The sequence below is a fragment of the Mycobacterium sp. E3251 genome, assembly GCF_001666835.1.
Lineage (GTDB): Bacteria > Actinomycetota > Actinomycetes > Mycobacteriales > Mycobacteriaceae > Mycobacterium.
In genome coordinates, this window is sequence record NZ_LZJF01000017.1 from 1 (window position 1) to 780 (window position 780).

Consider the following 780-nt stretch of genomic DNA (forward strand, 5'->3'; position numbering starts at 1 on the left):
GCGGTGCGCATGCTGTCACCGCAGGGTCTGGAGGGCACCGCGCTGGTGATCGGGGCCGAACCCGTGGGCGCGGAGCTGGTGGACCGGTGGGCGCCGGGGCGGGTGATGATCAATGTCTACGGCCCGACCGAGACCACGATCTTCGCCACGGCCAGTAGGGCGTTGGTGGCCAAGTCCGGGGCGCCGCCGATCGGCTCGGCGGTGCCCGGGGCGGCGTTGTTCGTCCTGGACGCCTGGTTGCGTCCGGTGCCGGCCGGGGTGGTCGGGGAGTTGTATGTGGCCGGGCGCGGCGTGGGGTATGGATATGTGCGCCGCGCGGGGTTGAGCGCGTCGCGGTTCGTGGCGTGCCCGTTCGGCCCGGCCGGTGCGCGCATGTATCGCACCGGGGACCTGGTGTCCTGGGGCCGCGATGGGCAGCTGCGCTATGTCGGGCGCGCCGATGAGCAGGTCAAGATCCGCGGCTATCGCATCGAGGTCGGCGAAATCCGCTCGGCGCTGGCCGCATTCGACGGCGTCGAGGAAGCGGTCGTCATCGTGCGCGAGGACCGCCCCGGCGACAAACGCCTCATCGGCTACATCACCGGCACCGCCGACCCCACCGAGCTCCGCGCCCACGGGTTCGGCCCCGATCACCAGCGCGGTGCCCTCCAGACCCTGCGGTGACAGCATGCGCACCGCCGCCGGGGTCTGACTCAACACCGTGACCTTCTCGGCCACCACCAACGCATGAAAATCCTTCGGCGAGCGCGCCACGGCCTCCGGGACCACCACCAGCCGCCC

General features: G+C 71.8%; 1 protein-coding gene. It reads left to right on the top strand.

What is annotated here, in order from left to right:
- On the top strand, positions 1 to 663 hold a 663-nt coding region (locus A5697_RS02720), incomplete at its 5' end, for an AMP-binding protein (RefSeq protein ID WP_231971959.1).
- Positions 664 to 780 lie beyond the last annotated feature (117 nt).